The sequence below is a fragment of the Pseudomonas sp. NFACC08-1 genome (genome assembly GCF_900106735.1).
GTDB classification, from domain to species: Bacteria; Pseudomonadota; Gammaproteobacteria; order Pseudomonadales; family Pseudomonadaceae; genus Aquipseudomonas; species Aquipseudomonas fluorescens_Q.
This window is the reverse complement of record NZ_FNNL01000002.1, coordinates 438,242-462,169: the sequence shown is the minus strand read 5'-3', so window position 1 is coordinate 462,169 and position 23,928 is coordinate 438,242. Positions and strand designations below refer to the sequence as shown.

Below are 23,928 nucleotides of genomic sequence, written 5' to 3'. Positions count from 1 at the left end.
ACGGAACATGGACGCTGGCAGTACACGTGGCCCAATGGCGCTCCTGCGCGGATTAACGTTCTAGATCGACAACACAAAGCGGCCTCCGCCCTCGATTTCCTCGCCACCCGACAGCGCTTCAGGCACGAACCCGCACCGTTCAAGGACCTTCCTTGAGCCGACGTTGCGGAGGCGGTGACCGATCGTTCCCCACGCTCCGCGTGGGAATGCCGCCAGGGACGCTCCGCGTTCCGCTTCTGCAAGGTGACGCAGAGCGTCACGGGATGCATTACCACGCAGAGCGTGGGAACGATCGGGTCGCGGAGGCCGTGGAAGATCGTTCCTCACGCTCCGCGTGGGAATGCCGCCAGGGACGCTCCGCGTTCCGCTTCTGGCAGGTGACGCAGAGCGTCACGGAATGCATTACCACGCAGAGCGTGGGAACGATCGGGTCGCGGAGGCCGTGGAAGATCGTTCCTCACGCTCCGCGTGGGAATGCCGCCAGGGACGCTCCGCGTTCCGCTTCTGGCAGGTGGCGCAGAGCGTCACGGGATGCCACCAGAGCGTGGGAGCGATCAATGTCATAAACGAAAAATGCCCCGTACCTTTCGATACGGAGCATTTCTTCAAGAGTTCCTATCGGGAGAGTCGGAACGGAACCTGCCTGGCGTCCTTCAGGCGTTTTGGTTCCAGGGACGGTCTCCATGCTCGTCCTTGATGCGCGTCGGCAAGCCCATCACATCCAACGCCTCGAGGAACGCCTCGGCAGGCAGCTCCTCGACGTTGACCATGCGCTGCACGTCCCACTCGCCACGGGCCACCAGCAAGGCTGCGGCCACGGGAGGCACACCTGCGGTATAGGAAATACCCTGGCTGTCGGTTTCGGCGTAGGCGTCCTCGTGGTCGGCCACGTTGTAGATGAACATCTCGCGCGGCTGGCCATCCTTGACGCCCTTGACCAGGTCGCCGATGCAGGTCTTGCCGGTGTAGCCCGGCGCCAGCGAACTCGGGTCAGGCAGCACGGCCTTGACCACTTTCAGCGGCACGACTTCCAGGCCTTCGGCGGTCTTGACCGGTTGCTCGGAGAGCAGGCCGAGGTTCCTCAGTACGGTGAACACGTTGATGTAGTGCTCGCCGAAGCTCATCCAGAAACGCACGTTGGGCACGTCGAGGTTCTTCGACAGCGAGTGCACTTCGTCGTGGCCGGTCAGGTACAGATTCTGCGAGCCTACGACCGGCAGGTCGTCGGTGCGCTTGACCTCGAACATGGTGTTGCTGGTCCACTGGCTGTCCTGCCAGCTCCACACCTGTCCGGTAAATTCGCGGAAATTGATTTCCGGGTCGAAATTGGTGGCGAAATATTTGCCATGGGAGCCGGCATTGACGTCGAGAATATCGATCGAATCAATGCGGTCGAAATGCTGTTGCTGCGCCAGTGCCGCATAGGCATTGACCACGCCCGGGTCGAAGCCCACGCCGAGAATGGCGGTGATGTTCTTTTCCTGGCACTCCTGGAGGTGGTTCCACTCGTAGTTGCCGTACCAGGGCGGCGTCTCGCAGACCTTGCCCGGTTCTTCGTGGATGGCGGTGTCCAAGTAGGCCACGCCGGTATCGATGCAGGCACGCAGCACCGACATGTTGAGAAAGGCAGAGCCGACGTTGATGACGATCTGCGACTCGGTTTCGCGAATCAGCGCCTTGGTCGCTTCGACATCCAGAGCGTTCAGTGCAAAGGCCTTGATGTCGGCGGGTTGCTTGAGGCTACCCTTGGCCTTGACGCTGTCGATGATGGCCTGGCATTTGGAGATGTTGCGCGACGCGATAGCAATACGACCGAGTTCGTCGTTGTGCTGCGCGCACTTGTGGGCCACCACCTTGGCGACACCTCCTGCACCAATGATAAGTACGTTCTTCTTCAATTTCTTCATTTCTCCTTCCGCCAGCTCAAGACAGGCTGGACAGATAGTCGTCGTAAACAAACTCACGAACCACCTCGACGCTGCCGTCGAGCTGCTTCACTACGATGGACGGCATTTTCAGGCCGTTGAACCAGTTTTTCTTGACCATGGTGTAGCCCGCTGCGTCGATGAACGACAGCCGATCGCCGATGGACAGCGGACGATCGAATTGGTACTCGCCGAAAATGTCTCCGGCCAGGCAGGACTTGCCGCACACCATGTAGGTGTGTTCGCCCTCGCTCGGTGCCAGCTTGGCGTCCAGGCGATAGATCAGCAGATCGAGCATGTGCGCCTCGATGGAGCTGTCCACCACGGCCAGGTGCTTGCCGTTGTAGAGCGTGTCGAGCACGGTAACTTCCAGCGACGCGCTCTGAGTGATCGCGGCCTCGCCCGGCTCCAGGTAGACCTGCACGCCATATTTCTGCGAGAAAGCCTTGAGCCGTGCGCAGAAGGCGTCCAGAGCGTAGCCCTCGCCAGTGAAGTGAATGCCGCCACCGAGGCTGACCCACTCGACCTTATGCAGCAAGTGACCAAAGCGCTCTTCGATAGTGCCCAGCATCTGGTCGAACAAACCGAAATCGTCGTTCTCGCAGTTGTTGTGGAACATGAAGCCGGAGATATGCTCGATGACTTGCTCGATTTTCACCGGATCCCATTCGCCCAAACGGCTGAAGGGGCGCGCCGGGTCGGCCAGCAGGTAATCGGAGCTGCTCACTTGCGGATTGACCCGCAGGCCGCGGACCTTGCCGGCCGACGCCTCGGTGTAGCGCTGCAACTGGCCGATGGAGTTGAAGATGATCTTGTCGCAGTTGGCGAGCATCTCCTCGATCTCATCGTCGGCCCAGGCGACGCTGTAGGCGTGGGTCTCGCCAGCGAACTTCTGCCGGCCGAGCTTGAGCTCATAGAGCGACGACGACGTGGTGCCGTCCATGTACTGCTGCATCAGGTCGAACACCGACCAGGTGGCGAAGCACTTGAGCGCCAGCAAGGCCTTGGCCCCGGACTGCTCACGCACATAGGCGATCTTCTGCATGTTCGCCAGCAGCTTTTGTTTGTCGATGAGGTAGTACGGCGTTTTGATCATTTTCGAGGCCTCCGGGCAAGGCGAGCCAAAAAAGGATGCGCATTGTGCCTTCACTGACTGCATATCGAAAGAGCGAAAAGCCCCGTTCACGCAATCATCCTGATCCAGGCCCACGCTTTGCGATCACCGGACGTACCGACTGCCCAGGCGATGAAATGCTGGATGATCTGGTAAAGAAGGGGTCGCCGAAGAGGCGTCGATGCTCGAAATTGAGCCATCGCTGATAGACGGCAATGGGTAACAACCGTCGGTGTTCAGTGCTGATGCATCAGGCCATGCAGCACGCCGAACCTCAGGCCCGGCTCGGAAGCAATCATTTGCGAGATACCGAAGACCTTGAATGCCGCCAGCATGATCGCCAGGCCACCGGGCAGGATGCCCAGGCGATGGCTTTGCAAGCCGGCCAGGCTGAGCTGGTCGACATGGCCGACTTCCAGCAACCGCAGCGACAGACGCAACAATCCACCGTAGGTAATGCCGCCTTGCCCAACATCGTTGAAACCATTGGCCTTGAGCACTTTGGCCAACATCCGCGCCGTACCGGAAGAACCGATTGCCTGCTGCCAGCCCTGGGCGCGATAACCCGCCGCGACTTGTTCAAACTGCAGGACCGCCACCCGCTCAGCCTCCAACAGCGCCTGGGCGGTGATGCTTCCGCCCCGAAAGTAACGCGCACCAAAGGTGCCACTTCCGATGGCGATGCTTTCCGTCAGCAGCGGTTGAGCGCCCTGCCCCAGAATCAGTTCGGTCGAGCCACCGCCGATGTCCACCACCAGCCGCGTGCGCTCGACACCGGGCACGGTATGGGCAACACCGGCATATACCAGCCGGGCCTCTTCATGCCCGGACAGCACGTCGATCCGAAACCCCAGGTGCCGCTCGGCACTGGCCAGGAACAACTGGGCATTCGCCGCTTCGCGCACGGCACTGGTCGCCACCGCCCGCACCCTTGCGGCCTCAAAGCCACGCAGTTTCTTGCCAAATCGGGCGAGCGCCTGCCAGCCCCGATCCAGCGCCAGCTCGTCCAACGCCCCGGCCTGCAGGCCCTCGGCCAATCGGACCGGCTCACGCAGGGTTTTCACTTCCTGGATCACCAGGCGTCGATTGCGCTTGACCGACTGGCCGATCATCAAGCGGAAGGCGTTAGAGCCCAAGTCAATGGCCGCGAACAGGGGGGCGTCGCCTTTCATAGCGGTGTTCCTTGCTTCATCAGCCAGCAGGCACAGGCGCTGCCGGACTTCCCACGATGGTTTGCGAAGATCCTGCCATAGCTTCGATGACACCTGGATGACACACCTTGCACGTTGCCATGCAAGCAGACGCTTGTTGGGGAAACTCCGGGCGCCCCTTGCGCGGTCGAGCGCAATCGATAAACCCAATCTTGCCGACCTCCCCTTGGGAAAAACGTTTTAGCCAGGGGAAAACGCGTGAAGCACAGATGTCAGTCACCGCCATGTAACAAATTGCAACTAGCGTGGATGAAGCGGTGCGATTGCCGGCCATCGAACTGCCACAGCGGGACGACAAGAAGATGCTTGCGCAGTCCGAAGCCACCGACGCGTATCGTGCCCCGGGACTTTCACAGCCCGCCAGGGATGCCCGGCACCGAGCCTTACAACCCCACTGCTCACCGAATCGGATTTCATCATGACAAACCAGACCCTGGTCATGGACTCATCGAGTTCCATCGCCCCCAGTTCAAGACCGCAGCTCAACCACAAGCCGAGTGTAATCACCCTGGTGGTGTTTTTCGCCGTGCTGGGCTGCGGTTTGCTGTTTACCGCCTACAGCCTGATGCACGACATGAACGAACTGGGCACCGTGGTGACCACCTGGACACCGTTCCTGCTGTTGGGCGTGGCGCTGCTGATTGCCCTTGGCTTCGAATTCGTCAACGGTTTCCACGACACCGCCAACGCCGTGGCCACCGTCATTTATACCAACTCCATGGCGCCGAACTTCGCCGTGGCCTGGTCGGGCTTCTTCAACTTCCTCGGGGTGCTGCTCTCCAGCGGCGCCGTGGCCTTCGGCATCATCGCCCTGCTGCCGGTGGAACTGATCCTGCAAGTCGGTTCCTCTGCCGGCTTCGCCATGATCTTCGCCCTGCTGATCGCCGCCATCCTGTGGAACCTGGGCACCTGGTGGCTGGGCTTGCCGGCGTCGTCGTCCCACACGCTGATCGGCTCGATCATCGGCGTGGGCGTCGCCAATGCCCTGATGCACGGGCGTGACGGCACCAGCGGTGTGGACTGGGCCCAAGCGACCAAGATTGGCTATGCGTTGCTGCTGTCGCCGCTAGTGGGTTTCGGTTGCGCTGCCTTGCTGCTGCTGGCCCTGCGGGCCTTCGTCAAGAACCGCTCGCTGTACAAGGCCCCGGAAGGCAATACTCCGCCGCCCTGGTGGATACGCGGCATGCTGATCCTGACCTGCACCGGCGTGTCATTCGCCCACGGCTCCAACGACGGTCAGAAAGGCATGGGCCTGATCATGCTGATTCTGGTCGGCACCCTGCCGATGGCGTATGCGCTGAACCGCACCATGCCGGCCGACCAGGCACTGCAATTCGCCGCCGTGGCGCAAGTCACCCAGCAAGCCCTGGTCAAGCACTCGCCGCTGCCGGCCCCGGAAAATCCGCGAGCGATCCTTTCCACCTACGTGGGCAGCAAGGAGGCGACGCCGCAATTGGTTCCGGCCCTGGCTGCGATGACCGGCAGCATTGGCGCCGAGGTCAAGGGTTACGGCTCGCTGGCCAGGGTCCCCGCCGAAGCCGTGGGCAACGTGCGCAACGACATGTACCTGACCAGCGAAACCATTCGCCTGATGGACAAGAACAAGGTCGGCAACTTCGACGCCGACACCAGCGCCCAGCTGCAATTGTTCAAACAGCAGATCGACAATTCCACGCGGTTCATTCCACTGTGGGTGAAAATCGCCGTGGCCATCGCCCTCGGCCTGGGCACCATGGTCGGCTGGAAGCGCATCGTGATGACGGTGGGTGAGAAAATCGGCAAGTCCCACCTGACCTACGCCCAAGGTGCCTCGGCCGAAACCGTCGCCATGCTGACCATCGGCGCCGCCGACATGTTCGGTTTGCCGGTGTCCACGACCCATGTGTTGTCCTCCGGCGTGGCCGGCACCATGGTCGCCAACGGCTCGGGCTTGCAGATGCGCACCATTCGCAACCTGGTGATGGCCTGGGTACTGACGCTGCCTGCTGCCATCCTCCTTTCCGGCAGCCTCTACTGGTTGTTCACCAAGCTGTTCTGACCTCTCATTCGCCGAGGCCTCACCCGACGAGGCCCCGGTTCTCCCGCCCGCCTCCCCCCTGTGGGAGCGAGCTTGCTCGCGATAGCGTCAACCCAGACAACCCAGAACCTGTGGCGAGGGAGCTTGCTCCCGCTCGGCTGCGCAGCAGTCGCAAAACCAGACAATGCGGTCTGCCTGTCAGCATGCTGGGGCCTGCTGCGCAGGCCAGCGGGAGCAAGCTCCCTCGCCACGGGGGAATGAGTGAGTTCAAGGCCAGAAACGGTTAATATCGCTCTCCTTCGTCTACCCTCACAGAGCGGCGTACCGCCATCCCCGTGGGCGTGATGCTTCACCATTCCTTGCCTTCATGTACCGGAGATCCTCCATGCTCAAGCGTTCCCTGGCATTGGCCGTCGGCGTTGCCCTGTCTTTTAGCAGCCTGCTGACCCAGGCCGCTGACACCTTGAAAGTCAGTGCGATTCCCGATGAGGCCCCGACCGAGCTGCTGCGCAAGTTCAAGCCGCTGGGTGCCTATCTGGAACAGCAAACCGGCATGAAAGTCGAGTTCGTACCTGTCAGCGACTACCCCGCCGTGGTCGAAGCACTGGCCACCGACCGCATCGACATGGCCTGGCTGGGCGGCTTCACCTTCGTGCAGGCACGCCTGAAAACCGGCAATGCCATTCCCCTGGTACAGCGCGAACAGGACGCCCAGTTCACCAGTAAATTCATCACCGCCGATCCGGCCGTCAAATCCCTCGCCGACCTCAAGGGCAAGACCTTTGCCTTCGGTTCGGTGTCGTCGACGTCCGGTAGCCTCATGCCGCGCTATTTCATGCTCAAGGACGGCATCAAGCCTGAAAGCTACTTCAGTCGCGTGGGCTACTCGGGCGCCCATGACGCCACCGTCGCCTGGGTCCAGGCCGGCAAGGTGGACGCTGGCGTACTGAACGCCAGTGTCTGGGAAAAGCTGGTCGCTGCCGGCAAGGTCGACACGACCAAGGTCAAGGTCTTCGCCACCACCCCTGCCTACTTCGACTACAACTGGACGGTGCGCGGTACCCTCGACCCAGCGTTGGCGGCCAAGATAAAGGCAGCCTTCCTGGCACTCGATCCGGCCAACCCGAAGGACAAGGAAATCCTCGATCTGCAGGCCGCCAGTCGCTTCATCGAAACCAAGCCTGAGAACTACAAGGGCATCGAGGAAGCCGCACGCGCCGCCGAACTGCTCAAATGACCCTGCAACTGACCCAGGTCAGCGTTACCCATGCCAACGGCGTCCAGGCGCTGCGGGGCATTGACCTGCACATTGGCGCCGGTGAGCAGGTCGCCATCATCGGCCCGTCCGGCGCGGGCAAGTCGAGCCTGCTCAACCTGCTGGCCACCGCCCTGCGCCCGGGTAACGGCGAGCTGCAGTTGCTCGGCGAACGCGCCTGGCAGCTGTCTGCCCGCCAGCGTCAACGCCTGCGCGCACGCATCGGCCTGATCCACCAATCGCCCCCTCTGCCGCCGCGCCAACGTGTGGTGACGGCGGTCCTGGCCGGAAAGCTCGGCCAGTGGGGCGTCGGCAAAAGCCTGTTGAACCTGTTGCACCCGCTGGATATTCCAGGTGCCAGGGCGGCATTGGCCCAGTTGGACCTGGGCGACAAACTGTTCGCCCAATGCCAGCAGCTGTCCGGCGGCCAACTGCAACGCGTGGGCATTGCCCGGGTGTTGTACCAGGCACCGGAGGTGTTGCTGGCCGACGAACCGGTTTCGGCCATGGACCCGGTATTGGCCGAGCACACGCTTTCGGTGCTTTGCCGCCACGCCCGGGAACACAACGTCACCTTGGTCGCCAGCCTGCATGCGGTGGATCTGGCCTTGGCGCACTTTTCCCGGGTCATCGGCCTGCGGGACGGGCAGATCCTGTTCGACCTGCCAACCGAGGCGGTCGACCGTTCGTTGCTCGACACGCTCTACGCCAACGAACAACTGCAGTCTTCACCAACACCACCCCCCTCTTCCTTGAGCGTGCAGATCCCCCGATGCTGACACGCGATACCCGAGACCCCGCCACCCGCCCGCGCCTGCTGCTCACCCTGCTGGCCCTCGTCTTGCTGTGGCCAGGCATCCAGTTCAGCGAACTGGACCTTCGCGTGCTGGTGGCGGGGGACAGCCAGAGCGAAATGGGCCGGTTTTTAGCGGCCTTCTGGCCTCCAGCCCATGGCGACGAATTTGTCGAACTGCTGTGGCAAGCCACCTTGCAGACGCTGGCGATCGCCACGGCCGGCATGGCCTTGGCGCTGCTGTTGGCGGTGCCCGCGAGCCTGCTGGCCAGCCGCGCCTTGTCGCTGTCGGCGGCCTCCCGTGCCGGGCACCCGGGGTATTGGGGCCAACTGCTGCGCTGGCCTGTGCGCGGCCTGCTGATCTTCCTGCGCAGCGTCCCGGAAATCGTCTGGGCCTTGCTCTTCGTCCGTGCTGTCGGCCTCGGTCCCACGGCCGGCGTACTGGCGATCGCCATTACCTACAGCGGCATGCTGGGCAAGGTCTACGCGGAAATCTACGAGTCGGTCGACCAGCGTCCGGCCCATGCGCTCTTGCAATCTGGCAGCAGCCGGCTCGCCGCTTTCTGCTACGGGATCCTGCCCAATGTCGCGGCCGAACTGTTGTCGTACACGGTGTATCGCTGGGAATGCGCCATCCGCGCCTCGGTAGTGATGGGCTTCGTCGGTGCCGGAGGCCTGGGTCAGCAGATGGACCTGTCGCTGCGAATGTTCGCCGGCGGTGAAGTGGCCAGCCTGCTGCTGACGTTCCTGGTGCTGGTGCTGCTCGCCGATCAACTCAGCCGCCTGCTGCGCTGGAGGCTGGCATGAATCGCCTGATCAACGCGGTCATTGTCCTGGGCATCGGTGCGGCAGTCATTGCCTCGTTCGTCTACCTGGGCATCGACTTGGGCGAACTCGGCGACAGCGGCAACCTGCACCAGATGGGCGCTTATGCGCAGCGCTTTCTCAGCCCGGACCTGAGCCTGGGCCACCTGAAAGCCATCGGTCACGGTGCCTTGGAAACCCTGGCCATGTCCGCCCTCGGCACCCTGCTCGCGGCGGTGTTCGGCCTGCTATTGGCCCTGCCTGCGGCCGGGCGCTTCGGCTGGCCCCTGCAGAGTGCTTCGCGGCTGGTGCTCAATGCCTTGCGCGCGGTTCCGGAACTGGTGTGGGCGGCGCTGATGGTCCTGGCCGCCGGGCTCGGCCCCAATGCCGGCACCCTGGCCTTGGCCCTGCACACCACCGGCGTGCTCGGCCGGCTGTTCGCCGAAGCCCTGGAAAATACCCCTTCGGAACCTGCCGACGCCATCCGCCTGCAAGGTGGCAATGCGGTATTGGCGTTCTGCTACGGCACACTGCCCAACCTCCTGCCCCAGCTACTGGCGTATGTCCTGTACCGCTGGGAAAACAATATCCGCATGGCCAGCGTGCTCGGCTTCGTCGGTGCCGGGGGCCTGGGGCAAATGCTCTACGTCAGCCTCAGCCTGTTCCAGGAGGCCCAGGGCAGCACGGTGATCCTGGCGATGTTGCTGCTGGTTTTCGCGGTCGACACATTGAGCAGCTGGAGCCGTCAACGCTGGGTCAAGGCTTGAAGCCCTGGGCAAAACCAACACTTTCCGTGAAACCACACAACCTGTCGATCGTTCCCACGCGGGAACGATCGAATCTCTGATAGCGGCTCGCTCCCACAGCGATTCGGCACTGCTCTACACCCTCTCCATCAGTGCCATCTGGGCAGCCGCGTCTCCCTGCAACAGCTCGATCACCCAGTCGATAAAGACCCGCACCCTGGGCGACAACTGTCGATGGGGCGGGTACACCGCTGAGATCGGCCACGACGGCACGCTGTAGCGGTCGAGCACTTGCACCAGCCGGCCTTCGGCCAATTGCCGTTGCACGTGATAACGCGGCACCTGAATCAAGCCGAATCCCGCTTCACAGGCGGTCACATAGGCGTCGGCATTGTTGACGTTCAAGTCACTGGGCAATTGCATTTCGCGCAGCCGCCCCGCCACCTCGAATTCAAACGGGAAAAACCGCCCATTGCCGGACGCAAAACCAATGGCCCGGTGCGCCGTCAAATCGTCCAACCGCCCGGGCGTGCCGGCGCGGGCCAGATAGCCAGGGCTGGCACACGTCAGTTGATGCAGGCGCACGATGGGGCGCGCCACCAGCGCCTGGTCGACGACATTGCCGGCGCGGATTGCACAATCCACGCCTTCGCGCTGCAGATGAACCTGGCGATCGTGGAAACCGATGTCCAACTGCAACGCCGGGTAGCGCCGGTAGAAATCCGGCAGGCGTGGCAGGATCCAGGTGCAACCAAAGGCAATGGGCATGTCCACCTTCAAGGTGCCGCGCGGCTGGCTCCGTTGCACCGACAGCGAACTTTCCAGGTCATCAAGGTCGTCCAGCAACTGGCCGCTGCGCTGGTAATACGCTTGCCCATCGAGCGTTGCGCGCACCTGCCGGGTGGTGCGTTGCAACAGTTGCACGCCCAGATGGGCTTCCAACTGCTGGATCAGCAGGCTGACGGTGGCCCGGGGCAGCCCAAGGTCATCGGCCGCCTTGCCGAAACCGCCCAGTTCAACGATGCGCCGGAACACCTGCATGGCCTGTAATCGGTCCAATCTCACGCCTCACTATTTAGATATCACGAATAGTTAAACCAATAATCGTGGATTTATCCAGGAAACCCCTTGATAGAGACTGCACAGGTCGTTCATTTCCAGGAGCTATCAACATGAAGACTCGCCAACTCGGCCATCACGGCCCTCAGGTTTCCTCCATCGGCCTGGGCTGCATGGGCATGTCGGATTTCTACACCACGGGCGTGGACGAGCGCGAAGCGATTGCCACGCTGCACCGCGCCGTGGAGTTGGGCGTGACGCTGTTCGACACCGCCGACATGTACGGGCCGCATACCAACGAAGAACTGCTCGGACGGGCCCTGCGTGGCAAGCGTGAAAACCTGTACCTGGCGAGCAAGTTCGGCCTGGTGCGCAGCAGCGATCCCCATGCCCGCGGCGTCAATGGTCGCCCCGACTACGTCCGGCAATCTGTCGATGGCAGCCTCAAGCGTCTCGATACCGATTACCTCGACCTCTACTACCAGCACCGCATCGATCCTGAAGTGCCCGTCGAAGAAACCATCGGCGCCATGGCCGAGCTGGTCAAGGCCGGCAAGGTCCGCCACATCGGGATCTCCGAAGCCAGTGCCGAGACCATCCAGCGCGCCCACGCCGTGCATCCCCTGGCAGCGGTACAAAGCGAATACTCGCTGTGGTCCCGTGAGCCCGAACACAATGGCGTGCTCGATACGTGCCGGCGCCTGGGCATTGCATTCGTCGCCTACAGCCCCTTGGGCCGGGGCTTTTTGACCGGCGAGCTGAAATCACCGGAGGATTTCGCCGCCGATGACTATCGCCGCTTCAACCCACGTTTCCTGGCCGACAACTTCAATCGCAACCTGGTGCTGGTAGAGCAGGTCAAGGCATTGGCCTTGGACAAGGGCATCAGCGCTGCGCAATTGGCCTTGGCCTGGGTATTGGCCCAGGGTGACCATGTCATCCCGATCCCGGGCACCAAGCAACGCAAGTACCTGGAAAGCAACGTGGCAGCGGCTTCGGTGGTGTTGAGCGCTGGTGAATTGGCCCGGCTGGATGGGATTTTCGCAGGCGAAGGTGCCGTGGCGGGCGACCGATACCAGGCGCACACAATGACGTTGTTGAACGGTTGATCCTTCGGCTGGGCTGGCGGTTTCGACAGACCGGATTCAAGCAGGCGCCAGCCCAGCCGATAACCCTATCAATAATAGCTCCCAGACCTCCGGGCTCTGCCAGTTGCATAGGGTAATGATCAATGGGTTTGCCGCTGAATCGCCTGCTAGTGTGGGGCGTCCTGATGTTCCTCACTGCAAGTGTTTGTGCGGCAGAGGCGCCGCTGCGCATCGTGACCGAGGAACTACCGCCCTACAACATGACGCAGAACGGCCGAATGACCGGCATGAGCACCGAGGTGGTCCAAGCCGTGCTCAAGGAGGTCGGCATGGACGCGCCTATCCATTCCATGCCGTGGGCCCGGGCCTACGAACTGGCGCTCAATGAAAGCAACGTGTTGATCTACTCGATCGTCCGCACGCCTGCACGCGAATCGCTTTTCCAGTGGGTCGGCAGCATCGGCCCGACGCAGTGGTACATCTACTCGCTGGCGGACCGGCCGGTGAAACTCGACTCGCTGGCCGATGCCCATGGGCACCAGATCGCCACGGTCAATCAGGACGTGGGTGAGCAATACCTGGTATCGAAGGGTTTTCGCATCGGCGAAGAACTACAGTCGAGCACCAAGTACGAACACAACTACCGCAAGCTCAAGGTCGATCACGTGGAGCTGTGGATTTCCAATGAGCTCAACGCGCTGTACCTGACGCGCCAGAATGGCGAAGACCCGGACAAGTTGCTGATCCGTTCGCTGGCGCTGCCCGAGCTAAGCAGCGCCGACGGCTTGAGCATGGCGTTCAGCCGCAATACGCCTGCCGATACGGTGGCGAAATTCCGTGCGGGCCTGGAGACCATCCGACGCAATGGCGTCTACGATGCCATCCTGCGCAAATGGTTATGACATGGATGCCAATTTTCGTACGGCCTCCTCACAACCACAGACCAAGGCGTTCAGCTCCCTGGGACGCCGCCTGGTACTGGCAACGCTGTTGTTCTGCCTGCTTTTTACCCTGGTGATGGTCACCTGGCGTACCTGGATGGCCTGGGAAAACAACCTGGCGGAAATGAATTCGGAGCTGGCCCTGATCGACCAAGTGTTCCAGAACACCCTGGCCCATGCCATTTGGGAACTGGACCGTGAATCCCTCGACCAGCAAATCGCCAGCGTCGCCATGGCAGCACCCGTGGGACGCCTGGTGCTGAACATCCTGCGCCCCGGGCAAGCGCCTGAAGTCATCGAACTCAATCGATACCCCGTCGCTCAATCGGGCGTGGTGCCGGTGCTGCATCGCCAACTCATCGCGCAGCCCTACGCCGGGGCCCATGAAAAGGTCGGCGAGCTGACCATCGAAGGCGACAATAACCTGCTGTGGGAGCGCCTCTGGGGCGAAGCACGCAGCATCGTCATCACTCAACTCATCCAGTCCCTGCTGCTGGCCGGGTTGATCATGACCGTGTTCAACCGCCTGGTGACCGTGCATGTGGTGCACATCGCCCGGCACCTGGGCGAACTGGCGCCGCAAACCCTCAAGCGTCACCTCAAGCTGCAACGGGCGGTGCGGCGCCAAGACGAGCTGAGCCTGCTCGAACGCCAGGTGAATACCCTCCAGGACAACCTGCGCGCCCATTTGGAGCGCCAGCATTCAGACGAACTGGCGCTTGCCGCCAGCCGCGACCAAATGGCCGAACTGGTCGAGGCGCGCACCGCAGAATTGAAGGCGGCCAACCAGGCCCTCGAAGCACTGTCACGTCACGATGATTTGACGGGGCTGGCCAACCGTCGCTATTTCGACGAGTTGAAGGAGATCGAGTTTCGCCGGGCGATCCGCCACAAGACCCCGCTGGCGGTGCTCATGTGCGATGTCGATTTCTTCAAGATCTACAACGACACCTACGGCCACATGCAGGGCGACTTGTGCTTGAAAGAGATCGCCGAGACCCTGCGCAGCGTGTTCGGCCGTTCTGGCGAACTGACTGCGCGCGTGGGCGGCGAAGAGTTCGTCGTGGTCCTGCCCAACATCGACGCCGCCCAGGCCTGCGAGGCCGCCCAACGTTTGCGTGCAAGCCTGGCGGAACGTGAACTGCCCCACAGCGGCTCCAAGGTATCGCCGTTTGTCACCGTAAGCATCGGCGTCGCCGAGCTGGACCCGGAGACCATGGACCATTTCGATCAACTGCTGCAACGCGCCGACCAGGCGCTGTACCGGGCCAAACATAAAGGGCGCGATTGCATCGCCCTGTGAACCATCACGTGCCATGAGGTCTGTATATGCACTATCGCCTAATGCTCTGCTCGTGCCTGCTACTCACCTCGATCAGCCTGCAAAGCCACGCCGAGGCGATCGAAGTCGTGACCGAAGATTCCCTCTATGCCTACCAGCGTGACGACAAGGTCGTCGGGCCGGGCATTCGCATCGCCGAACAAACGCTGAAAAACGCGCAGTTCACCGACTACAGCCTGTCGCTGTACCCGTGGGCCCGGGCCTACGAAAAGGCGCTGCACGAGCCTAACGTATTGATTTTCCCGCTGGACCGCACCCCGGCCCGCGAGCAATTGTTCAAATGGGTCGGTGAAATACATCGGGTGGCGAGCCGGCTCTACAAGATGCGCGACAGTGAAGGCATCGCCGTCAACAACCTCGAGGATGCCAAGCAGTACAGCATTGGTGTGGTGCGAAATGACGCCAAGCAGATTTACCTGCAACAGCGTGGGTTTACCCGGCTGGTCATCTCGGCCAACAACCACGACAACTTTCAAAAGCTGCTGAATCACCAGATTCAACTGCTGCCGATGCCGGAGAACACCGCGCGCCTGATGAGCAAGGATGCCCAAGTGGATTTCACTTCCCTGCAAGAGGTCTATACCCTCGACGAGCAACCCCACAGGGTCCACCTGGCGTTCAGCCTGAGCACACCTGACGAAGTCGTCGCCAGGGCCCAGCGCGCTTTCGAGCAGCTCAAGGCTTCCGGTGAAGTAGCGCGGATCATGAACGAACAGCGGTAGACTCTGGGGGATCACATCACAAGCAAACGATGAGGTATGTCCCGATGAGCCAAGCGTCCTACGTTCCGCCCAAGGTCTGGAAAAACGACGCCCCGTCTGGCGGCCAGTTCGCCAGCATCAACCGCCCTATCGCCGGGCCGACTCACGAAAAAACCTTGCCGATTGGCAAACACCCGTTGCAGCTGTATTCCCTGGCCACGCCCAATGGCGTGAAGGTGACCATCCTGCTGGAGGAACTGCTGGCGTTGGGTCATACGGGTGCGGAATACGACGCCTGGCTGATCCGCATCAACGAAGGTGACCAGTTCTCCAGCGGTTTTGTCGAGGTCAACCCCAACTCCAAGATCCCGGCCCTGCTGGACCGCAGCGTGGAACCCGCCATTCGGGTCTTCGAATCCGGCTCGATCCTGCTGTACCTGGCGGAAAAATTCGGCGCCTTCCTGCCCACCGATCCGGCCGGCCGCACCGAAACACTGAACTGGCTGTTCTGGCAGATGGGCTCTGCCCCGTACCTGGGTGGCGGCTTCGGGCATTTCTACGCCTATGCGCCGGAGAAACTCGAATACCCGATCAATCGCTTCACCATGGAGGCCAAGCGTCAACTCGACGTACTGGATCGCCGCCTCGGCGAAAGCCAATACCTGGGAGGCGATGACTACACCATTGCCGACATCGCGGTCTGGCCCTGGTATGGCCAACTGGTGCGCAACAACGTGTACGGCGCCGCCGAATTCCTGAGTGCTCACGAATACACCCATGTGCAACGCTGGGCAGAGGCGATTGCCAAACGACCGGCCGTCCTGCGCGGGCAGCGGGTCAACCGCACGTGGGGTGACGAAGCGAGCCAGGTGCCGGAGCGGCATGAGGCTGCGGATCTGGGCTAAGGGCCAATCGCCACACCTGACGCGCTCAAGCCGGCAGCGTCAAGCCCCGGTCGCTGAAGTACCGGCTCAACGTTGCCGCAGACGCTTGGGGATCCGCCAGGGCGACGTAGGTGTCGGGACGCAGCAGATAGGCGGCGTCCCGACACAGCCCGGCTTTATGATGCTCATCCTGCCAGGTGAACGTGTGCAGAGGGATCCGCTGCTGGCTGCTCCAGGCTCTCAGGTCCGCCCGGGCCTCGCCGTAGACGTGCACCTGCCAGCCGATGGAGGCGAGCGGTTCGTAGTTATCGGCGCCCGGCACCGGTACCCAGGGCAAACGGTCACCGCCCAGTACGTCACCGGCCTTGCCGGCACTCAACGGGCTCTCGTGATAATTCAAGGTGGTTTGGGACACCATCCGGAACAGGTACTCACGCACGTTCTCGCTTTTGTAGGCAACACTCGCAAAAAGCGGTGCGATGCGCGTGCGCACGAAGTCGGCAAAATTGCCTTGGGCGGTTGCAAAGGTGAACAGCCGGTCCGTCGTTTCCACAAGCTTTTGCGCAAACGCCTGGCGTTCGGCCTGATAGCTGTCGAGTAATGCATCTGGCGCCTGTCCCTTCACGACCGCCGCCAGTTTCCAAGCCAGATTGATCGCGTCGAGGATGCCTGTGTTCATGCCTTGTCCACCGGCCGGGCTGTGGACGTGCGCAGCGTCTCCCAGCAAAAACGCCCTGCCCCAGCGGAACTGATCCGTGACGCGATGATGGACCCGGTAGGTGGAAAACCAATTCACGCCATTGATCCTGATGTTCAGACCGTTGATCGCGTCATGGCCAACATCCTTGAACGTCAGCGTCTCTGGATGTTCCGCGCGCTCGTCGCGAACCGTACCGATCAGGCGATATTGACCAGTTTCGCCATAGAAAAATGCCAATACGAATTCGGACTTATCAAAAGCGATATGGGCCTCATCCGCAGGCTCGAAACCGCTGGCAGACACGTCCGCCACGTAGAACAGCTGCTTATAGGTGCCGCCCTCGAAGCCGCTTCCCACCTGATGACGCACGAGCGAGCGCGCGCCATCGCAGCCTGCGAGGAAAGCAGTCGTCAGCGTTTCTTCGCGACCATCGGCGTGTTTCAAGCGTGCGACAACGTAGTCGCCACGGTCCTCGAAGGACAGCAGTTCGGTCTGCCGCTCGACTTCGACGCCCAGGGACTGAAGCTGTTCGACCAACAACCGCTCATGACGATCCTGGGGGTATATGAGGACAAAAGGATAAGGCGATACATCCCCGCCAGCCTCCACCAGAGGAATCCGCGCCTTGCGTTTGCCCCAGGCCCACATGTTCATGGCCGGGGTCTTGTACCCCGCTTCGATAACCGCATCGGCCATGCCGAGCTGGCGATACAGCTCAAGTGTGCGGGCCTGGACGGCCATGGCACGCGAGGTTTCCCCCGGCCCGCTGCTCTTGTCGACAATCCTGACCACAAGCCCCTGCCGGGTGAGCCACAAAGCCAGGACCAATCCCGTAGGGCCGGCTCCCACAATGAGAATGTCCGTTTGTGCCATGTTCGTGCCTCTGGAGAAGTGATGACTCTGGAGGCACTTAATGATGGTCGAGGAAGGCCGAATGTCAACGAACGAGCGGCGTGCGAGCTGACTGCTGGGGTTCTGTGGCTACTGTGGGAGCGGGCTTGCTCGCGAAAGCGGTGGATCAGCCTGCACCGATGCTGAATATGCCGACGTCATCGCGAGCAAGCTCCCACCAGCTTGTCATCAGGTGTTCAGCGGTTGGCCTCCAGCTTATATCCATCACCCGCCGACGCCGGAGTCGTTTCATTGGCCAGCGCAAAAACACACTCATCCAGATAAGGCCTGACATCCGCCCATTTCCTGCGATCGGCGATAAACCCTCTCAACTTCTTGCCCGCATCCACGACGTCCGGTTCATGGGCCATCAGCATGATCCTGGCGACTGAACTGGCGTCATCGGCCTTGTGCTTGGCATGATCCTGCCGGGCGTAAGAGTGAAACTCCTCGATTCGCCCCTGCACAGCCTCGGCACCGCCCATGCACTTGTCACCCAACACCTCTTCACGCCGCTGCGCATGCCCACCAGCAAAGCTGTCCTGGACAAGGTGAAGCAAGCTGCCAAGCGCCACCTGGTTCACATTCGCCCGCAGCCATGGACGCCCGACGGCAAAAAGATCCTGCACGGTCTGTCCGTTATTGAAATGCTGGTCCCAGCCTTCGATCTTGATATCTTTCAAATAGGTATTGATGGGATAGGTTCCATCGGCAACGCCCCAAGCGAACTCGGCCCACATCATGATTTCTCGCTTGGTCTGCTCTGGCGCGACGCCCTCCTGGGAAGCCATGGAATGCAAGAACTGCAGGTCGCCAAAATGCGAACGAGAGATGTAATTCCCTGCGCCCATGAACGCCATTGGATCAGAAGCGCTTTTGCTTTCGGCTTTCTCGAAAAGATTTACCCAGCACCGCGTCTGCGAGATAAAACCCACCGAGTAACGTCCATCGCAACCCTTGGTCTTGGCATCTTCCGCGCCCGGCATGAACACCGGATCATCGTTCCAGCGAACCCCGGCAATGATGTAGGCACCGGCATTCTCCAGATTGGGGTTGCTGCACTCCTGCCAATCCCCGTCGCACCCATAGATCTTCTGCGTCAGCGCCTCATGGGCAGGATCGGAAAAATTATGCAGCGCAAAACTGGCGAAAGGCACCGTCGCCTTATAGGAAACCCCGTATTTCTTGGCCATCTCCCGCTCAGCCAAGGTGCCATCCGGCGAAAGCTGAAAAGCGTTGACCTGGCCGATGCAACCCAACAAAACACCCCAGGCCACTCCGGACACGGCTTTGTATGTATTCATGGATTGTCTCTGCAAAGGGCGATGACGAGCAGGTTCTCGTCTCACACCTGGGGTTGTGGTGGGCGTGGTAAATGGCAAGACGCCATCGTCGATAGCATAGCGGGTGTCGCTTTGCCGTCCAGGCGTCATAGGGCTGATTTGTTCAGAGACCGCCCCCGGGACCGATACGAAAGTCGCTATCCAACAGACGGAGCAAACCCCAACCAAAAGCCCCTATGGACCGCCCCCGCAAATAGCACAAGCTCACGCCCATACAAGTCCCCAGCCGTGACCGCTACAGGGAAAGGACTCCGCACGCATACCTCGTACGCGTCACGTCGCGCTCAACCGAGTCCAGCCATGAACCTACTGAACCTCTTCAACACTGCCCGAGCCCGCACTCAAGGGGCTGTAAGTGTGGCCTGCACCTCTGCTGAATTGGACCAGGCGCTGGCCAACGTACGTATCACCCCTGTGTTGGTCACCGGGTTCGTCTCCCCTCACCTGGACATCGACCGGGTCGCCGCCAAGGTCAAGCAACGTTTTCCCCGAAGCGCCATCAGCTTGTGCACGACGTCGGGTGAGCTGTGCAACGGTGCGAACACGCTGTACTGCCAGACCGGCGAGAGCTGGGATCGGGTGGTGTTGCAGCTCTTTGACGCCAGTGTGATTGTGTCGGCTGAGGTGGTGATGGTGCCGCTGGAGTGCGAGGACATTCGCGGAGGCGGCAAGCGCTTGGCCATGCGTGAGCGCATCGCCAGGCTGGTGAATAACATCAAGCAGGTGCAAGTGCGCACGCCCATTGACCATCGCGATACGCTGGCCTACGTGGTGTTCGATGGTCTTTCAGCTTCCGAGTCGTTCTTTATGGAGGCGCTCTATGAGTCGGGGCGTTTCCCTTGCCTGTTCGTCGGCGGCTCGGCCGGTGGCAAGACGGATTTCAAAAAGACCCTGATCAGTGATGGGCAACGCAGTTATCAGAACCACGCGCAGATTGTCTTCCTGAAAACCGCGGCGGATGTGCGCTTCGGGGTGTTCAAGAGCCAGAACTTCCAACCTGCCGGGCTGACGTTCAGCGTGCTGACCGCGTCGGTCGAAGACCGCACCATCGACCAGGTCATCGACAGCCGGGGGAACATCAAGAGCATGGTCCAGGCGCTGTGCGATGCATTCGAGTGCAGTGCCCAGGCGCTGGAAAAGAAGCTCGCCGATTATTCATTCGCCATCCGTGTGGGCGATGAGCTGTTCGTGCGCTCCATTGCCCGTATCGAATATCAGCAGCAGATCATCCAGCTGTTCTGCGACGTGGCGCCCGGCGAAGAGCTGGTGATGGTCAAGCGCACGCCCCTTCGCGAGGCGACCCGACTGGACTACGAGAAATTCCTCAAGGGCAAGGGCGGCCGTCCGGTGGCCGCTATTCTCAATGACTGCATCCTGCGCCGGCTCAACAACAGCAGCGACCTGGGCAGCATGGCCGGTATTTTCGGGGATGTGCCTTTGGCCGGTTTCTCGACGTTTGGTGAAATTCTCGGTTTGAACCTTAACCAGACACTCACGGCGATTTTCTTCTTCAGGGTCACCAAGGGCGCCAGCTTTGTCGATGAGTACGTCGACAACTTCATCGCCCACTATGGTGAGTTCAAGGCGTTTTTCCTGCGCCGCCAGGTCAAGAAACTGGCCGGCCTGAACCACGTCGTGGTCAAGCAGATCATGGCGTTCAAGATGAACGACTTCAGCAGCGCCTTGGACACTCGCGGCCTGGACAACACCATCCTGCCGGTGTTCGACGGCCTGACCGATCTGGGCCAGGTATTGGCCCAGGCCAGCCAGCAGCAAGCGCAGATGGCGACGCAAATCAAGCACTACTCAGGTGAGCTACACCTGTCGATGGATGACCTGACGGGCACGATTGACCGGCAAAACAGCGTCGCCGAGCAGGCCGGCACGACCGTCGAACAGCTTGCCACGCAAGCGGGTGAAGCGGTGGTCGGCGCCCGTGCGCTCGCCAGTTCGAGCTTGCGTATTCAGTCGATCGTACAGGTCATCCAGCAAATCGCCGGACAGACCAACCTGCTGGCCCTTAACGCCGCCATCGAAGCAGCGCGGGCAGGTGAAATGGGCAGAGGGTTTGCGGTGGTGGCGGATGAGGTCCGCAAGCTCGCGGAAATCACCCGCAAGAATGCTGCGGAAATTGGCGTGGACATTGACCTGCTCTCGACGGAGATCCAAGGCGTCGCCCAACAGATCGAAGACCAGTCCGTCGCCGTCAGCGCCCTGCGCGAGATGCTCGATGCCCTGGAAGACTCGAGCCGCACCACCGAAGGCACGGCACAACGCACGAAGGCCATCGCGGACACCTTGACCGGGCTGACCCACGCCAGTGCCTGAGCAACTGTTGCAGGGTTTGGTGTTGAATCTGGATGCCGTGGGCTCCCGCAATCCTTTGTGGGAGCAAGCTTGCTCGCGATAGCGGTGGATCAGCTTGCATCGATGTTGAATGTGCCGCCGTCTTCGCGAGCAAACCTGGCTCCCACATTGCAGCATTTCATGCGATATGCAACGTCCGGCCCTTGACCTCCACGAGAGCATTGGCCAGGGCAACCTGGAACAGTTCGACCAACACGTCGACCTCCTCGGCCCGGATGATCAATGGCGGCAGGAACCGCACAACGGCACCATGGCGCCCCCCGAGCTCCAGAATGACGCCCAAGCGCAGGCATTGACGCTGGATTGCCTGGGCCAATGCCGTATCGGCTGCTGGGACACGACTGTCGCTCGCCGTGTCACTGACGATTTCCACACCCACCATCAGTCCTCGGCCGCGTACTTGGCCCAGGCAAGCATAGCGGTCCTGCAGCTGGCGCAGAGCCGCCATGAGTCGTTGCCCCATGACATCGGCATGTCCCGGCAAGTCTTCGCTGATGATATGGCGCAGCGTCGCAGCCCCCGCAGCCATCGCCATTTGATTGCCGCGGAATGTGCCGGCATGGGCACCTGGTTTCCAGGTATCCAATTCTTCGCGGTACACCATCACGGCTAACGGCAGGCCACCACCGATGGCTTTTGAGAGTACGAGGATATCGGGCTCGATATCCGCGTGTTCGAACGCAAACAGTTTGCCGGTCCGACCCAGGCCGGTCTGGACTTCATCGATGATCAGCGCCACGCCGAACTTACGGGTCAATTGGCGCAAGCCTTGGAGCCAGCGTATTGGCGCAGGGATCACGCCGCCCTCGCCCTGCACGACTTCGACCACCACCGCCGCGGGTGGCAGCACACCCGACTCCGGGTCGCTGAGCAGTTGTTCGATAAAATGCAACCCGGCATCGACACCGGCTTCGCCGCCGATGCCGAACGGACAACGGTAGTCATAGGGATATGGCAGAAATTGCACATCGGCCATCAGCGAGCCCAGTGCCTGTTTCGGCCCCAGGTTGCCCATCAGGCTCAACGTGCCCAGTGTCATCCCGTGGTAGCCGCCAGAGAACGACAGAATCGGTTTGCGCCCGGTGGCCGTCCTGGCCAGCTTCAAGGCCGCCTCAATGCCATCGGCACCGGTCGGCCCGCAAAACTGGATGCGAGCATGACGGGCAAAGTTTTCCGGCAGCGCGTTGAACAGGTCTTCGACGAAGCGATCCTTGACCGGTGTCGTCAGATCCAGGGTGTGCAAGGGCAAGCCGGAGTCGAGCGTTTGGCGCATGGCCGCGATGGCTACCGGGTGGTTGTGCCCCAGCGCCAGAGTTCCCGCCCCCGCCAGGCAATCCATGAACAGCTGACCTTGGGTATCACGAACATAGAGGCCATGGGCCTCTTGCAGCGCCAACGGAATACGCCGTGGATAAGACCGGGCATTCGATTCACGGGCCGCCTGGCGCTGAAGATACGGGTTGGTGTTCAGTTCACGCGGTGCTTGCTGGCGAAACTGTTCCAGTGTGAAGGTTGCGCTGGATGATAGACGGGGCTGGACGCTTTCCATATTGAATCCCTGAGGTAAAAACTCTGTCGCGGGCGATCAGCCCTGTCCTTGTACGTGCATGGCCTGGCGCAGGCTCAGCGGGCGCATATCGGTCCAGACCTTTTCGATATAGTCCAGACACTCTTGCTTGCTGCCTTTCATGTCGAGCGTGCGCCAGCCATTGGGCACGCTTCGATAATCCGGCCAGATCGAGTACTGCTCCTCATCATTGACTACAACCAGAAAGCGCGTATCCGGACTGTCCAAACTCATTGCTTGCTCCTTGACTGACATGGCGGAAAGACGCCTACGATACAATACTAATGGTAGCGATTCTCATTAATTTTTAAAAATTCATACACTGTTCTCAAATTTCCCTATCGACGATGAACAGTCGCAAGACGGCAACGCCCTGTTTATACTTCGGGCCCCTCTGAACGATAACCGCTCTCAATTCGCGGTCCACGGATGAGTCGATGATTCCCAGCCTTGCCCCGCTGTTCACCGGTCCGCTTGCCGACCATGGTGAAAAGCTGCAACTGCGCAGCCATCCCCGTACAGACGTACCGGGGGACAGGTTCTTCCAGCATGAATATTTCGGCGCATTCGTCGACGACCTGCAGGCACGGTACAAAACCGATGAGCGCCTGGCCCTGGTGTCACTGTGGTCCAAATGGTACTTCAGCACCTTCCTGGCACCCGTGATGGCCGCCAATCTGCTCCAGCAATGCGATCTGCCACTTGCCCTTGCCGACACCGGGATACAACTGGGCAATGACGCCAGGCCACAGGCGTTGCACTTGCCCCATGCCGGCCAGCCTTTGCCAGCCTGCACCGCCTTCGAGCGATTTCATACCCTGGTCGAGGATCATCTGGAGCCCGTCATCGAAACCTTGGTCAGTGTCTCCCAGGCATCGCCCCGGTTGTTCTGGAGCAATGCCGGCAATACGTTCGAATTCGTCACCAGCCGTATCGACCTGCACCCATTGGCCAACGCGTACAGCACCGCACCGGCCAAAGAAATCCTGAATACCCGCCTGCGCCCGAACGGCCGGCGTAATCCTTTGTTCGCCCCCGTGCAGTACCGCGATATCGGCGAGGACGAGCCGCAGCGCCTGAGGCGCATCTGCTGCATTCGCTACCGCCTGCCCGGCGTCGGCTATTGCAGCAGTTGCCCACTCGATGAATGCAAACGGCAGGAACTGCCCGTTTAACTGCA

20 protein-coding genes and 1 pseudogene are annotated in these 23,928 nt (G+C 61.2%); 13 read left to right on the top strand and 8 right to left on the bottom strand.

The window, feature by feature from the left end; all coding sequences use genetic code 11:
* Positions 1-653: 653 nt before the first annotated feature.
* The 3 genes from BLU76_RS05660 to BLU76_RS05650 form a co-directional block, all read right to left on the bottom strand.
* Positions 654-1,898, bottom strand: coding sequence for a saccharopine dehydrogenase family protein (locus tag BLU76_RS05660; protein WP_092142723.1), 1,245 nt, complete (start codon positions 1,896-1,898; stop codon positions 654-656).
* 25 nt (positions 1,899-1,923) lie between these two features.
* Positions 1,924-3,021, bottom strand: coding sequence for a carboxynorspermidine decarboxylase (locus tag BLU76_RS05655; RefSeq protein ID WP_092221850.1), 1,098 nt, complete (start codon positions 3,019-3,021; stop codon positions 1,924-1,926).
* A 254-nt stretch (positions 3,022-3,275) separates the two neighbouring features.
* Complete coding sequence (locus BLU76_RS05650; RefSeq protein WP_092221848.1) at positions 3,276-4,211, bottom strand: Ppx/GppA family phosphatase; 936 nt, start codon at positions 4,209-4,211, stop codon at positions 3,276-3,278.
* 457 nt (positions 4,212-4,668) lie between these two features.
* On the opposite strand from BLU76_RS05650, the gene BLU76_RS05645 reads away from it, so the two are divergent.
* The 5 genes from BLU76_RS05645 to phnE (BLU76_RS05625) all read left to right on the top strand — a co-directional run bounded on the left by BLU76_RS05645 (position 4,669) and on the right by phnE (BLU76_RS05625) (position 9,886).
* Positions 4,669-6,288 carry an inorganic phosphate transporter gene (locus BLU76_RS05645; protein WP_092221846.1) on the top strand — a complete coding sequence of 540 codons (1,620 nt, stop codon included), beginning with the start codon at positions 4,669-4,671 and terminating at the stop codon, positions 6,286-6,288.
* 364 nt (positions 6,289-6,652) lie between these two features.
* Positions 6,653-7,504: a putative selenate ABC transporter substrate-binding protein gene (locus tag BLU76_RS05640; protein WP_014339226.1), complete on the top strand. Its 852-nt coding sequence runs from the start codon at positions 6,653-6,655 to the stop codon at positions 7,502-7,504.
* On the top strand, positions 7,501-8,301 hold the full coding sequence (locus BLU76_RS05635) for a phosphonate ABC transporter ATP-binding protein (protein WP_072338945.1): 801 nt from the start codon (positions 7,501-7,503) through the stop codon (positions 8,299-8,301). Before BLU76_RS05640 ends, BLU76_RS05635 begins: the two co-directional genes overlap by 4 nt.
* Positions 8,295-9,122: a phosphonate ABC transporter, permease protein PhnE gene (phnE, locus tag BLU76_RS05630; protein WP_092221844.1), complete on the top strand. Its 828-nt coding sequence runs from the start codon at positions 8,295-8,297 to the stop codon at positions 9,120-9,122. The genes BLU76_RS05635 and phnE (BLU76_RS05630) overlap by 7 nt, the downstream gene beginning before the upstream one ends.
* Entirely contained in the window at positions 9,119-9,886 is a 768-nt protein-coding gene (gene phnE, locus BLU76_RS05625; RefSeq protein WP_092221842.1) for a phosphonate ABC transporter, permease protein PhnE, read from the top strand. Before phnE (BLU76_RS05630) ends, phnE (BLU76_RS05625) begins: the two co-directional genes overlap by 4 nt.
* Before the next feature lie 114 nt (positions 9,887-10,000).
* Here phnE (BLU76_RS05625) and BLU76_RS05620 read toward each other — a convergent pair whose 3' ends face one another.
* Positions 10,001-10,924 carry a LysR family transcriptional regulator gene (locus BLU76_RS05620; protein ID WP_092221838.1) on the bottom strand — a complete coding sequence of 308 codons (924 nt, stop codon included), beginning with the start codon at positions 10,922-10,924 and terminating at the stop codon, positions 10,001-10,003.
* Positions 10,925-11,037: 113 nt separating this feature from the next.
* Here BLU76_RS05620 and BLU76_RS05615 point away from each other — a divergent pair, with 113 nt between their 5' ends.
* The 5 genes from BLU76_RS05615 to yghU all read left to right on the top strand — a co-directional run bounded on the left by BLU76_RS05615 (position 11,038) and on the right by yghU (position 15,901).
* Entirely contained in the window at positions 11,038-12,033 is a 996-nt protein-coding gene (locus BLU76_RS05615) for an aldo/keto reductase (protein WP_092221835.1), read from the top strand.
* 122 nt (positions 12,034-12,155) lie between these two features.
* Positions 12,156-12,914: a substrate-binding periplasmic protein gene (locus BLU76_RS05610; RefSeq protein ID WP_092141951.1), complete on the top strand. Its 759-nt coding sequence runs from the start codon at positions 12,156-12,158 to the stop codon at positions 12,912-12,914.
* A gap of 1 nt (position 12,915) precedes the next feature.
* On the top strand, positions 12,916-14,256 hold the full coding sequence (locus BLU76_RS05605; RefSeq protein ID WP_063321642.1) for a diguanylate cyclase: 1,341 nt from the start codon (positions 12,916-12,918) through the stop codon (positions 14,254-14,256).
* 26 nt (positions 14,257-14,282) lie between these two features.
* Positions 14,283-15,017, top strand: coding sequence for a substrate-binding periplasmic protein (locus BLU76_RS05600; protein WP_092221833.1), 735 nt, complete (start codon positions 14,283-14,285; stop codon positions 15,015-15,017).
* 44 nt (positions 15,018-15,061) lie between these two features.
* Entirely contained in the window at positions 15,062-15,901 is an 840-nt protein-coding gene (gene yghU / locus BLU76_RS05595) for a glutathione-dependent disulfide-bond oxidoreductase (RefSeq protein ID WP_072338961.1), read from the top strand.
* 25 nt (positions 15,902-15,926) lie between these two features.
* On the opposite strand, the gene BLU76_RS05590 is transcribed toward yghU, so the two are convergent.
* A complete protein-coding gene (locus tag BLU76_RS05590; RefSeq protein ID WP_092221832.1) occupies positions 15,927-17,453 on the bottom strand; it encodes an FAD-dependent monooxygenase in 1,527 nt (508 codons plus the stop codon).
* Positions 17,454-17,668: 215 nt separating this feature from the next.
* The gene (locus tag BLU76_RS05585) at positions 17,669-18,775 is read right to left on the bottom strand and encodes a hypothetical protein (protein ID WP_092221830.1); all 1,107 of its coding nucleotides are present in this window, start codon (positions 18,773-18,775) and stop codon (positions 17,669-17,671) included.
* A 21-nt stretch (positions 18,776-18,796) separates the two neighbouring features.
* On the opposite strand from BLU76_RS05585, the pseudogene BLU76_RS32195 reads away from it, so the two are divergent.
* Together BLU76_RS32195 and BLU76_RS32190 are read left to right on the top strand one after the other, a co-directional pair.
* Positions 18,797-20,269 (top strand): annotated as a pseudogene (locus tag BLU76_RS32195) (FIST signal transduction protein); the annotation flags it as partial.
* Positions 20,270-20,464: 195 nt separating this feature from the next.
* Positions 20,465-21,142 (top strand): methyl-accepting chemotaxis protein, encoded by a 678-nt coding sequence (locus tag BLU76_RS32190; RefSeq protein ID WP_371914685.1) that lies wholly within the window; start codon positions 20,465-20,467, stop codon positions 21,140-21,142.
* Between the two features lie 157 nt (positions 21,143-21,299).
* On the opposite strand, the gene BLU76_RS05575 is transcribed toward BLU76_RS32190, so the two are convergent.
* Together BLU76_RS05575 and BLU76_RS05570 are read right to left on the bottom strand one after the other, a co-directional pair.
* Entirely contained in the window at positions 21,300-22,730 is a 1,431-nt protein-coding gene (locus BLU76_RS05575; RefSeq protein WP_092221825.1) for a diaminobutyrate--2-oxoglutarate transaminase, read from the bottom strand.
* Between the two features lie 36 nt (positions 22,731-22,766).
* Positions 22,767-22,982, bottom strand: a complete 216-nt coding sequence (locus tag BLU76_RS05570) for an MbtH family protein (RefSeq protein WP_063321649.1) — start codon at positions 22,980-22,982, stop codon at positions 22,767-22,769.
* Positions 22,983-23,185: 203 nt separating this feature from the next.
* Here BLU76_RS05570 and fhuF point away from each other — a divergent pair, with 203 nt between their 5' ends.
* A complete protein-coding gene (fhuF, locus tag BLU76_RS05565; protein ID WP_092221822.1) occupies positions 23,186-23,923 on the top strand; it encodes a siderophore-iron reductase FhuF in 738 nt (245 codons plus the stop codon).
* Positions 23,924-23,928 lie beyond the last annotated feature (5 nt).

Coding starts and splice junctions, on each gene's coding strand:
- BLU76_RS05590 (WP_092221832.1), bottom strand. CDS start 17,453: ATGGCACAAACGGACATTCTCATTGTGGGAGCCGGCCCTACGGGATTG.
- fhuF (WP_092221822.1), top strand. CDS start 23,186: ATGATTCCCAGCCTTGCCCCGCTGTTCACCGGTCCGCTTGCCGACCAT.
- BLU76_RS05610 (WP_092141951.1), top strand. CDS start 12,156: ATGGGTTTGCCGCTGAATCGCCTGCTAGTGTGGGGCGTCCTGATGTTC.
- yghU (WP_072338961.1), top strand. CDS start 15,062: ATGAGCCAAGCGTCCTACGTTCCGCCCAAGGTCTGGAAAAACGACGCC.
- BLU76_RS05640 (WP_014339226.1), top strand. CDS start 6,653: ATGCTCAAGCGTTCCCTGGCATTGGCCGTCGGCGTTGCCCTGTCTTTT.
- BLU76_RS05605 (WP_063321642.1), top strand. CDS start 12,916: ATGGATGCCAATTTTCGTACGGCCTCCTCACAACCACAGACCAAGGCG.
- BLU76_RS05615 (WP_092221835.1), top strand. CDS start 11,038: ATGAAGACTCGCCAACTCGGCCATCACGGCCCTCAGGTTTCCTCCATC.
- BLU76_RS32190 (WP_371914685.1), top strand. CDS start 20,465: ATGGCGTTCAAGATGAACGACTTCAGCAGCGCCTTGGACACTCGCGGC.
- BLU76_RS05635 (WP_072338945.1), top strand. CDS start 7,501: ATGACCCTGCAACTGACCCAGGTCAGCGTTACCCATGCCAACGGCGTC.
- BLU76_RS05575 (WP_092221825.1), bottom strand. CDS start 22,730: ATGGAAAGCGTCCAGCCCCGTCTATCATCCAGCGCAACCTTCACACTG.
- phnE (WP_092221842.1), top strand. CDS start 9,119: ATGAATCGCCTGATCAACGCGGTCATTGTCCTGGGCATCGGTGCGGCA.
- BLU76_RS05600 (WP_092221833.1), top strand. CDS start 14,283: ATGCACTATCGCCTAATGCTCTGCTCGTGCCTGCTACTCACCTCGATC.
- BLU76_RS05570 (WP_063321649.1), bottom strand. CDS start 22,982: ATGAGTTTGGACAGTCCGGATACGCGCTTTCTGGTTGTAGTCAATGAT.
- BLU76_RS05650 (WP_092221848.1), bottom strand. CDS start 4,211: ATGAAAGGCGACGCCCCCCTGTTCGCGGCCATTGACTTGGGCTCTAAC.
- phnE (WP_092221844.1), top strand. CDS start 8,295: ATGCTGACACGCGATACCCGAGACCCCGCCACCCGCCCGCGCCTGCTG.
- BLU76_RS05655 (WP_092221850.1), bottom strand. CDS start 3,021: ATGATCAAAACGCCGTACTACCTCATCGACAAACAAAAGCTGCTGGCG.
- BLU76_RS05645 (WP_092221846.1), top strand. CDS start 4,669: ATGACAAACCAGACCCTGGTCATGGACTCATCGAGTTCCATCGCCCCC.
- BLU76_RS05585 (WP_092221830.1), bottom strand. CDS start 18,775: ATGAATACATACAAAGCCGTGTCCGGAGTGGCCTGGGGTGTTTTGTTG.